The organism is Pseudoalteromonas sp. J010, assembly GCF_003934235.1.
GTDB classification, from domain to species: domain Bacteria; phylum Pseudomonadota; class Gammaproteobacteria; order Enterobacterales; family Alteromonadaceae; genus Pseudoalteromonas; species Pseudoalteromonas peptidolytica.
Genome location: NZ_RDBW01000091.1, coordinates 1 through 434, shown reverse-complemented (window position 1 = coordinate 434; position 434 = coordinate 1). Strand labels below are relative to the sequence as shown.

General features: G+C 46.1%; 1 pseudogene. It reads left to right on the top strand.

Going from position 1 to position 434, the window contains the following annotated elements:
- A pseudogene (locus tag EAG18_RS22280) lies at nucleotides 1-434 on the top strand (hypothetical protein); the annotation flags it as partial.

Genomic DNA, 434 nt, shown 5'->3' with positions numbered 1-434 from the left:
TTGGACGAGCCATTAGAAGAGCCTCAGGCCGAGCATGAAGATGAACTAAACGCTGACACAAGTGGTGACATCGATGACCTAGTAGACGAACCGTTAGTAGAACCTCAACCTGAGCTTGAAGATGAATTAGAGGTTGATGCAAACGATGATATCGACGACTTGTTGGACGAGCCTATAGMAGARCCTSAAYCTGAGCTTGAAGATGAACTTGAAGTTGAWGCAAACGATGATATCGACGACTTGTTGGACGAGCCATCAGTAGAACCTCAAYCTGAGCTTGAAGATGAACTTGARGTTGAWGCAAACGATGATATCGACGACTTGTTGGACGARCCATTAGAAGAGCCTCAGGCCGAGCATGAAGATGAACTAAACGCTGACACAAGTGGTGACATCGATGACCTAGTAGACGAACCGTTAGTAGAACCTCAACC